The sequence below is a fragment of the Rhodovulum sp. genome (assembly GCF_011048875.1).
Taxonomy (GTDB): domain Bacteria; phylum Pseudomonadota; class Alphaproteobacteria; order Rhodobacterales; family Rhodobacteraceae; genus Rhodovulum; species Rhodovulum tesquicola.
The window spans coordinates 1-9,011 of the sequence record NZ_DSDD01000328.1 but is presented as its reverse complement, the minus strand read 5'-3'; the positions used below and the strand labels follow the sequence as shown (position 1 = coordinate 9,011).

Below are 9,011 nucleotides of genomic sequence, written 5' to 3'. Positions count from 1 at the left end.
TGGTCGTGAACTACGACCTCGGTGGCGGCGCGGTGATCCAGGCCGGCTACGGCAACGGCGAAAGCATTGAGAGCTGGTCGTTCGGCGTGGCGATGTCGTTCTAAGCCTTACCGGCTTGTCGATAGGGGAAGAGCGGGCCTTGTGCCCGCTCTTCTTCGTTGCGGGACACGGGTTCGACAAGTGCCGCCGCGCATGCTAGGTCCGGCACCGAAGTCTTGTGACCCGGTGCCATGCAGCCCCCCGATCCCGCCCAGATCGCCCGTCTTTACCGCGAGGCCCTTGCCCGGCTGGCCGCAGGCGACCTTGACGGCGCCGAGGCGCGGCTGCGTGACGTGCTGGCCGCCCGCCCGCGTCAGGCCGAGGCGCTGTTCCAGATGGGCCGGATCGCCATGACCCGCGGCGCCCCGAAACGCGCCGCCCGGCATTTCGAACGCGCCGCCGAGGCCCAACCGGCCGAACCCGCGATCTGGCTGGCCTGGGCGCAGGCGCTGGCCGCGCTGGCCGACCGCACCCGCATCCGCAGCTTTCAGCGCAAGGCCAGGGCGGCAAGGCTGCCCGCCCCGGTCCTTGCCCGCCTGCAAGAGGCGTTGGCGCCCCCGGCAACGTCCCCGGCCCAGACGCTCGATGCGCTGCGCCGCGCCGCACAGGCCCGGCCCGACGCGGCCGAACCGCAGATCCGGCTGGGTCAGGCCCTGCTGCGCGCCAGGGATTTCGCCGCCGCTGCCGACGCCTTTGGCCGGGCCATCGCGCTGGGCGACAACCGCGCCGAAACCCACACCGCGCATGCCCGCGCGCTGGACGGATCGGGCCAGACCGAGGCCGCGCTGGCCGCCCATGACCGCGCCGTTTCCGCCGCCCCCGACCGCCCCGAAACCCATGGCCGCCGCGCGATCCTGCTGCAACAGATGGGCCGCTTCGACGAGGCCGATGCAGGCTTTCGCCGCGCAATCGCGCTGGCCCCCCGGGATGGCGAGCCCTACCGGCTGATGGTCAAGGGCCGCAAGCTGGCCGCCGACGATCCGCTGATCGCCGAGATGGAAACGCTCTGGTCCGCGCCGGATCTGGGCGATCACAGCCGGATGAACCTGGGCTTTGCACTTGCCAAGGCGATGGAGGACATCCGCCGCGACGACCGCATCTTTGGCTATCTGCACAAGGCCAACGCGCTGATGCGCAAGCTTTACCCCTATGACATCGCCGAGCGCCGCGCCGAGATCGACGCGGTGAGGACCGCCTTTGCCGAGACCGATTTCACTGCCCGCCGCGTGCCGGGCACCTCCGGTTACGCCCCGGTCTTCGTCACCGGCATGCCGCGATCGGGCACGACGCTGGTGGAACAGATCATCGCCAGCCATTCGCGCGTGACCGGCGGCGGCGAGCTGGGCTTCGTCATGCCCGAGGCGATGCGGCTGATGTCGGACGGGGCGGGCGGGCTGCGGCCCGTTTCGGCGCTGTCGGACGAGGAAATCGCCGGGTTCGGCCATGCCATCGAGGCGCATTTCCGCATGCGCCTGCCGGGTGCCGACATCGTCACCGACAAGTCGATCCAGACCTATATGGTCGCCGGTCTGGTGCAGCTGGCGCTGCCCAATGCGCGTATCGTGGTGGTGCATCGCGACCCGCGCGACACCTGCCTGTCGATCTACAAGAACATCTTTGCCGAGGGCACGCATCGCTATGCCTATGACCTGCGCGACCTCGGCCTTTACACCCGGATGTTTCTGGAACTGGTCGATTTCTGGCGCGAAAGGCTGCCCGGCGGCTTTCACGAGATCCGCTACGAAGACCTGATCGCCGATCCCGAGCCCCAGGCCCGCGCCCTGATCGCCGCTGCCGGGCTTGACTGGGAAGACGGCTGTCTGGATTTCCACAAGACCGAGCGGCGGGTCTCGACACTCAGCCTGCATCAGGTGCGCCAGCCGATCTATGCCTCGTCGCTGAAGGGCTGGCAGCGGCACGCGGACGAGCTTGCCCCGCTGATCGAGGCGCTGGGCGATGTGATCGAGCAAGAGGGAACGGAATGAGCCTGGACGAGATTCGCGCAAGGGTAACACAGGCCGAGGCCGACGCGGGGCGCGCGCCCGGCTCGGTGACGCTGATCGCGGTGTCGAAGGTGCAGCCGCTCGGCCGGGTCGAGGCGGTGCTGGCGGCCGGTCAGCGCGTTTTCGGCGAGAACCGCGTGCAGGAGGCGGCGGGCAAATGGCCCGCGCTGATGGACCGCTTCGCAGGCGTCGAACTGCACCTGATCGGGCCGCTGCAAAGCAACAAGACCCGGCAGGCGGTCGAACTGTTCGACGCGATCCATTCGGTGGACCGGATCAAGCTGGCCCGGCGCCTGGCCGAGCACGCGCAGGAACGCGGCGCCTGCCCGGACCTGTTCCTTCAGGTGAACACGGGCGAGGAGCCACAGAAGGCGGGCGTTCTGCCGGGCGAGGCGGATGGGTTCATCGCGGATTGCCGCGCGCTGGATCTGCCGGTGCGGGGGCTGATGTGCATCCCGCCCGTGGACGAGACGCCCGCGCTGCATTTCGCGCTGCTGGCAAAGATCGCTGCGCGCAACGGGCTGTCGGGCCTGTCGATGGGGATGAGCGACGATTTCGAGCAGGCCATCGCGTTCGGTGCGACCCATGTGCGGGTGGGCTCGGCGATCTTTGGCGCGCGCGCCTATGACTGAGGCCGCGCACCCCTAACGCACGATCAACCGGCTGGCATGGGTCAGCCGTTCGGCGATCCAGCGCAGGTCGTGGCGGGACAGGGCGATGCAGCCCGCCGTCGGGTGGCGGGGCTTGCGCCACTGGTGCAGGAAGATCGCCGAGCCGCGCCCGCGTTCGGCGAAGGGCCAGTTCCAGTCGGTGACCAGAACCAGATCGTAGAGCGGATCGGCCCGGCGCAGCCTTTCATGGCTGTGGGGATAGGGCGCGCGAACCATGAGGTTGTAATCCTCATGCCGGGGATCGTCCGACCACAGGTCAGTGGGTCCGATGGGCACCGCCCAGGGCGCCGGGGGGGCGATCCGGTCGGGGCGATACAGCATGCCGACGATTCGGTGCACGCCCCGGGGGGTTGCGCCGTCCCCCTCGCGCTTGTCGCCGGTGATGCCACCGCGCCCGATGGATCGGGGAAAGTTTCGCCCGGCAAAGCGCAGATGGGTCGGAGTCAGGACAAGGTCGGTTGCACACATCATGGGCAGACTGGCCGAAGAGGGCGGTTTGGGGAAGGGGGCTTGCGGTCGATCAAGCCCTGCTCGCGCAGATCATGTTACCCTTGCCGCCGGGTGGGTCGCCCGGCCTGCCCCGGCGCAACCATGACACGGAGGTTCGAGATGGAAACGGCCAAGGTGATGGAATACGCCCGCTCTCTCTTGGCAGCCCATGGCGACAAGGCGCAGGCCGAGGCGGCGCAGAAGGCCGCCGCGCATGAGGCGGCTGGCGAGGATTCGGATGCCGAAACCTGGCGCGCCATCGAATCGGCGATCCGCCAGATGCGCCCGCCGCATCAGGGCTGAGACAGGCCCCGCGCTACAGCAGATGCCCGGACTTCTCGGCCTTGGTCGCAAGGTAGCGGGCGTTCTCGGCTGTGTGCCCGACCTTGAGCGGCACGCGGCCGACGACATCTATGCCGTTTGCGCGCATCATCTCGATCTTGGCGGGGTTGTTGGTCATTAGCCGGACGGCGGAAAAGCCCATCTCGCGCAGGATCGCCGCACCCAGACGGAAATCGCGCTCGTCATCCTCGAAGCCGAGCCGGTGGTTCGCCTCGACCGTGTCAAAGCCCTGATCCTGAAGCGAATAGGCGCGCATCTTGTTGGCAAGCCCGATGCCGCGCCCCTCCTGGTTCAGGTAGAGCAGCACGCCCGCCCCCTCGGCCCCCATCTGCGCCAGCGCGGCGTTCAGTTGCGCGCCGCAATCGCATTTCAGGCTGCCCAGCAGATCGCCGGTGAAACAGGCCGAATGCAGCCGCGCCAGCACCGGCGCACCGCGCGGGGGGCTGCCGATCTCGACCGCGTAATGTTCCTCGCTGCCATCGGCGGGGCGGAAGACATGCAGCCTTGTGGCGCTGGACACCGCCAGCGGCACGCGGGCCGAGACGACCTCGGCAAGGTGCGTTTCGTCGGCCAGCGTCGCCGCCGCCTCGGCCAGACTGACACGGGTCAGGCCCTGCGCCGAGGCCAGCCCTGCGGGATCGGCGATCTCGAGCGCCAGCACCGCGGGCAGAAGGCGTGCGGATTTCGCCAGCCCGATCGCCGCGCGATGGGCTGCCGCATCGCCCTCCCGCAGCGACACAAACGGCCCGAGCAGCGGGTTTTGCAGATCGTCCGCCGGGTCGGCCACCGCCTGCACCCAGCCCGGTCCGACATCGGCGGGCAGGCGCAACCGGGCGATGTCGCCGTCATAGGGCCGCGCCTTGAGCGTTGCCGCCCGCCGCGCGGTGATCGACAGCACCGCATCCCCCAGCCCGCGCAAGGCCGCCAGCCTTTCGGGCGTCAGCGTCTCGGCCGCGGCGATCACGAGTCCGCCCACCACCACCGGCACCCCCATGCGCAGATCGCCGCGGACACGCGCGATGCGTTCGGTGCTGTCGGGGCCAAGGGGCATGGGCGATCCTTTCCTGCGCATCTGTAGCGTCAAAGCCGACAGATATGAAACAAATCCCTTCCCCGCCACACGCTTGTGTGAGCACCCTGTTGCAAAACTTGTGACCGGATGCCGGGCGCACATCTGGGCGGCAAGACGACAGAGGAGGCAGAGACATGAGCAACCTGAAGAAAATCCTGTTGGTCGACGATGACGAGGATCTGCGCGAGGCGCTGAGCGAACAGTTGGTGATGACCGAGGATTTCGACGTGTTCGAGGCGGGCAGCGGCCACGAGGCGATGGAGAAGGCCAAGGGCGCGATCTACGATCTGGTGATCCTGGATGTCGGCCTGCCCGATTCCGACGGGCGCGAATTGTGCCGGCTGATGCGCAAGCAGAACGTCAAATGCCCCATCATCATGCTGACGGGGCATGACAGCGATGCCGACACGATCCTGGGCCTCGATGCGGGGGCGAACGACTATGTGACCAAGCCGTTCAAGTTCCCCGTCCTGCTGGCGCGCATCCGCGCGCAACTGCGCCAGCACGAGCAGTCCGAGGATGCGATCTTCCAGCTTGGTCCCTATACCTTCAAACCGGCGATGAAGATGCTGATCACCGAGGACGAGCGCAAGATCCGGCTGACCGAGAAGGAGACCAATATCCTCAAGTTCCTGTATCGGGCCTCCGAGGGCGTGGTGGCGCGCGATGTGCTGCTGCACGAGGTATGGGGTTACAATGCGGGTGTCACCACGCATACGCTGGAGACCCATATCTACCGGCTGCGCCAGAAGATCGAGCCCGATCCCTCGAACGCGCGGCTGCTGGTGACCGAGTCCGGGGGCTATAGGCTGGTCGCCTGAACGGAGCGAGGGGTTTCGGCTCGCGATGCGAGCCGACCGGCCGGGGGCGCTGCCCCCGGACCCCCGGGATATTTCCGGCCAGAAGAAGGGATGGGGCGGGGGCTGTGCCTTGAGGCTTGCGGGGCGGCGGCTTAGGGTAGCGCGGCTTGCCGCGGGACAGAGAGAGACGCACGGATGCCATTCACGCTGGCCACCTGGAACATCAACTCGATCCGGCTGCGCGAGGGGCTGGTGAAACGGCTGCTGACCGAAGAGGCGCCCGACATCCTTTGCCTGCAGGAGTGCAAGAGCCCGGTCGAGAAGATGCCGCTGGCGACGTTCCGGGCGCTGGGCTACGGCCATGTCGTAGCCCGCGGGCAGAAGGGCTATAACGGTGTCGCGATCGTGTCTAGACTGCCGCTGGAAGATGCGGGCGAGATGGATTTCGCGGGGCTCGGCCATGCCCGCCATGTGGCCGCGCGGCTGGAAAGCGGGGTCACGATCCACAATTTCTATGTGCCGGCGGGTGGCGATGTGCCGGACCGCGCGGTGAACGAGAAGTTCGGCCAGAAGCTCGACTATGTCGCGGAGATGCGCGACTGGTTCCGCGACAATCGGCCGGATCGTGCGATCCTGGTGGGCGACCTGAACATCGCGCCGCGCGAGGATGACGTCTGGTCGCACAGGCAGCTTCTGAAGGTGGTCAGCCACACGCCGGTCGAGGTCGACCATCTGGGCCAGGCGCAGGAGGCAGGCGGCTGGGTTGATGTCCCCCGCGCCGACATCCCCGAGGGCAAGCTGTATTCCTGGTGGTCCTACCGCGCGCGTGACTGGGACGCCGCGGACAAGGGGCGGCGTCTGGATCACATCTGGGCCTCGTCCGATATCGCCGGGGCGGCCCATTCCAGCCGAATCCTGCGCGCGGTGCGCGGCTGGGAGCAGCCGTCGGACCACGCGCCGGTGCTGGCCAGCTTCGATCTGTAGGAGTTCGCCCTTGGGTTTTTCCCCCCGGACGCTCATATAAGGCGCGAAACCGATGAAACGCGGAGATGACGACATGCTTGAACTTGGCGGCAATGCGCGCGGTGCCGGGCCGCAGGACGACCTGATCAAGGACATCTCGGAAATGACCTTCCCGCAGGATGTCATCGAGGTGTCGCGCGAGGTGCCCGTCATCGTCGATTTCTGGGCGCCCTGGTGCGGTCCGTGCAAGACACTGGGTCCCATGCTGGAAGCGGCGGTGACCGAGGCGGGCGGCAAGGTGCGCATGGTCAAGGTGAATGTCGACGAGAACCAGCAGATCGCCGCCCAGCTGCGCATCCAGTCGATCCCGACGGTCTATGCTTTCTTTCAGGGTCAGCCGGTGGACGGGTTCCAGGGCGCGTTGCCGCAATCCGAGATCCGGGCCTTCGTGCAGCGGGTCGCCGCGGTGGCGGGGGATGGGGGGCTGTCCGAGGCGGTGGAGACGGCCGAGTTGATGCTGGCCGAGGGGGCGGTGGTGGATGCCGCGCAGACCTTTGCCGCGATTCTCGGCGAGAATCCCGGGCACGCGGCGGCCTATGGCGGGCTGGTCCGGGCGAATCTGGCGCTGAAGGAGATCGAGCAGGCCGAAGCCCTGCTGGCCGCGGTTCCGGCCGAGATCGCGGGCAGCCCCGAGATCAAGGCGGCGCGCGCGCAGCTGGCGCTGGCCCGGCAGGCGGCCGAGGCAGGGCCGGTGGCCGATCTGCGCGCCGCGGTCGAGAATGACCCGGACGATCACCAGGCGCGGTTCGATCTGGCCAAGGCGCTGCATGCCGCGGGCCAGGTCGAGGAAGCGGTCGATGAATTGCTGGAACTTTTCCGGCGCGATCGCGAGTGGAACGACGGGGCGGCCAAGACCCAGCTTTTCATCATCTTCGACGCGCTGAAAACGCAGGATCCGATTGTCCTCAGGGGACGGCGGAAACTGTCCTCGATGATATTTGCCTGACCGGTGTCGCGACCTAGGTCTCGGAGCATGTTCTCCGCCGCCGATCTACCCGATACGATCCCCGTCTTCCCGCTTCCCGGGGCGCTTCTGCTGCCCCGGGCACGGCTGCCCCTGCACATCTTCGAGCCGCGCTATCTGGCGATGCTGGACGACACGCTGAAGACGCCGCACCGGCTGATCGGCATGATCCAGCCGCGCGAAGTGCCCGGCGGGGGCGAGCGCAGGCTGCATGCCATCGGCTGTGCGGGCCGTGTCACCGCGTTCTCGGAAACCGAGGACGGGCGCTACATGATCACGCTGTCGGGCATCTCGCGCTACCGGATCACGCGCGAGCAGCCGGGATTCACTCTCTATTTGCGGGCGGATGTGTCCTGGGACGGGTTCGCGCGCGATCTTGGCCCGGGCGAGGACGATACCCGGTTCGACCGGACGAAGTTCATGGATCTGCTGAAACGTTTCTTTTCCAGCCGGGGCCTTGCCACCGACTGGGACAGCCTGAAGGAAGCCGAGGACGAATTGTTGATCAACTCGCTGTCGATGCTCTGTCCCTTTGCGCCCGAGGACAGGCAGGCCCTGCTCGAGGCGCCCTCGCTGACGACCCGGCGCGAGACGCTGGTCACCCTGATCGAGTTCGCGCTGCGCAGCGGTACGGACGAGGAGACGATGCAATGACCGAGACATTCAATGCCGATCGAAGGATGCTCGAGTCGCTGGTCTGTCCGGTGACGCATGCGCCGCTGGCCTATGATGCCGAGCGGCGGGAATTGGTGTCGCGGGCCGCGGGGCTGGCCTTTCCGATCCGGGGCGGCATCCCGATCATGCTGGTGGACGAGGCGCGCCGCCTGGATTGAGCGCGCCTGTCAGCGTCGACAGCGCGCCAGTTGCTCGCGATAGAGATCGGCGCGGTTCGACACCCGGTCGGCGACCTTGATAAGCCAAGGCTTGGCCATGTAGCTCTGCCTTTTAAAGCCCGCCTGTCCCTCGTGATAGGCCAGGTACTGGTTGCGCGCGTCATGCAGCGGGATACCCAGCATGTCGCGGCTCCGGGTCATGTACCAGCCCATGAAATCGGTCGCGTCATTGATTCTGTCGCGCCTGGCCCCGCGCTTTCCGGTGGCGCGGATATAGTCGTTCCAGGTTCCGTCGATGGCCTGGGCATAGCCATAGGCCGAACTTTGTCGGCCCATCGGGATGATGCCCAGGATGTATTGGTGCGGCGTGCGGGCATTGCCCACGAACTTGCTTTCCTGGTGTATCATCGCCATCTGCACATGGACGGGAACGCCCCAGCGACGTTCGGCGCGCTCCATCGCGCGGACATAGTTCGGACGCTCGCGGGCGATTGCGCACGCATTGTCCAGCTCGCGTGGGGGCGAATACCCGCCGCCGCAGCCTGCAAGCGCAAGAATGACTACCACGAGAAGGACTCTGCTCATCTGCCCCGGCCTCGTTATCTTTATTGTTGCCGCCACCATAGGCGAAATCGCTCGGCGGGAAAACGCCCATCCGGCAATGGTGGATCAGAAAAGCGCGAGGTGGCATCGGTTCGCGCGGTGCAGGGGGCACTGTGGGGCCGGGCATCACAATCTGTTTCCATGCGCCGCGCGCTGTCGCATGGACTCTGTG

The 9,011-nt window shown here is 67.3% G+C and carries 11 protein-coding genes; 8 read left to right on the top strand and 3 right to left on the bottom strand.

The genetic code is table 11. The annotated features are described in order from the left end of the window. Positions 1–230 precede the first annotated feature (230 nt). Positions 231–2,024: a tetratricopeptide repeat-containing sulfotransferase family protein gene (locus ENN83_RS11535; protein WP_287187185.1), complete on the top strand. Its 1,794-nt coding sequence runs from the start codon at positions 231–233 to the stop codon at positions 2,022–2,024. Beyond that, positions 2,021–2,674, top strand: coding sequence for a YggS family pyridoxal phosphate-dependent enzyme (locus ENN83_RS11530; protein ID WP_287187184.1), 654 nt, complete (start codon positions 2,021–2,023; stop codon positions 2,672–2,674). Before ENN83_RS11535 ends, ENN83_RS11530 begins: the two co-directional genes overlap by 4 nt. A 12-nt stretch (positions 2,675–2,686) precedes the next feature. On the opposite strand, the gene ENN83_RS11525 is transcribed toward ENN83_RS11530, so the two are convergent. Continuing rightward, entirely contained in the window at positions 2,687–3,181 is a 495-nt protein-coding gene (locus ENN83_RS11525; protein WP_287187187.1) for a L,D-transpeptidase family protein, read from the bottom strand. 123 nt (positions 3,182–3,304) lie between these two features. Here ENN83_RS11525 and ENN83_RS11520 point away from each other — a divergent pair, with 123 nt between their 5' ends. Further along, positions 3,305–3,505 (top strand): hypothetical protein, encoded by a 201-nt coding sequence (locus ENN83_RS11520; RefSeq protein ID WP_287187182.1) that lies wholly within the window; start codon positions 3,305–3,307, stop codon positions 3,503–3,505. Positions 3,506–3,518: 13 nt separating this feature from the next. On the opposite strand, the gene ribA is transcribed toward ENN83_RS11520, so the two are convergent. Continuing rightward, a complete protein-coding gene (gene ribA, locus ENN83_RS11515; RefSeq protein ID WP_287187181.1) occupies positions 3,519–4,595 on the bottom strand; it encodes a GTP cyclohydrolase II in 1,077 nt (358 codons plus the stop codon). A gap of 155 nt (positions 4,596–4,750) precedes the next feature. Between ribA and ENN83_RS11510 the strand changes: the two genes are divergently transcribed. The 5 genes from ENN83_RS11510 (at position 4,751) to ENN83_RS11490 (ending at position 8,236) form a co-directional block, all read left to right on the top strand. Then, positions 4,751–5,437: a response regulator transcription factor gene (locus ENN83_RS11510; RefSeq protein ID WP_287187180.1), complete on the top strand. Its 687-nt coding sequence runs from the start codon at positions 4,751–4,753 to the stop codon at positions 5,435–5,437. 174 nt (positions 5,438–5,611) lie between these two features. Then, positions 5,612–6,400: an exodeoxyribonuclease III gene (locus ENN83_RS11505; protein WP_287187178.1), complete on the top strand. Its 789-nt coding sequence runs from the start codon at positions 5,612–5,614 to the stop codon at positions 6,398–6,400. A 73-nt stretch (positions 6,401–6,473) separates the two neighbouring features. Next, complete coding sequence (trxA, locus tag ENN83_RS11500) at positions 6,474–7,385, top strand: thioredoxin (RefSeq protein ID WP_287187186.1); 912 nt, start codon at positions 6,474–6,476, stop codon at positions 7,383–7,385. Positions 7,386–7,412: 27 nt separating this feature from the next. Continuing rightward, on the top strand, positions 7,413–8,057 hold the full coding sequence (locus ENN83_RS11495) for an LON peptidase substrate-binding domain-containing protein (RefSeq protein WP_287187177.1): 645 nt from the start codon (positions 7,413–7,415) through the stop codon (positions 8,055–8,057). Beyond that, the gene (locus ENN83_RS11490; protein WP_287187175.1) at positions 8,054–8,236 is read left to right on the top strand and encodes a Trm112 family protein; all 183 of its coding nucleotides are present in this window, start codon (positions 8,054–8,056) and stop codon (positions 8,234–8,236) included. Before ENN83_RS11495 ends, ENN83_RS11490 begins: the two co-directional genes overlap by 4 nt. 9 nt (positions 8,237–8,245) lie before the next feature. Here ENN83_RS11490 and ENN83_RS11485 read toward each other — a convergent pair whose 3' ends face one another. Beyond that, positions 8,246–8,821: a lytic transglycosylase gene (locus tag ENN83_RS11485; protein ID WP_287187172.1), complete on the bottom strand. Its 576-nt coding sequence runs from the start codon at positions 8,819–8,821 to the stop codon at positions 8,246–8,248. Positions 8,822–9,011 lie beyond the last annotated feature (190 nt).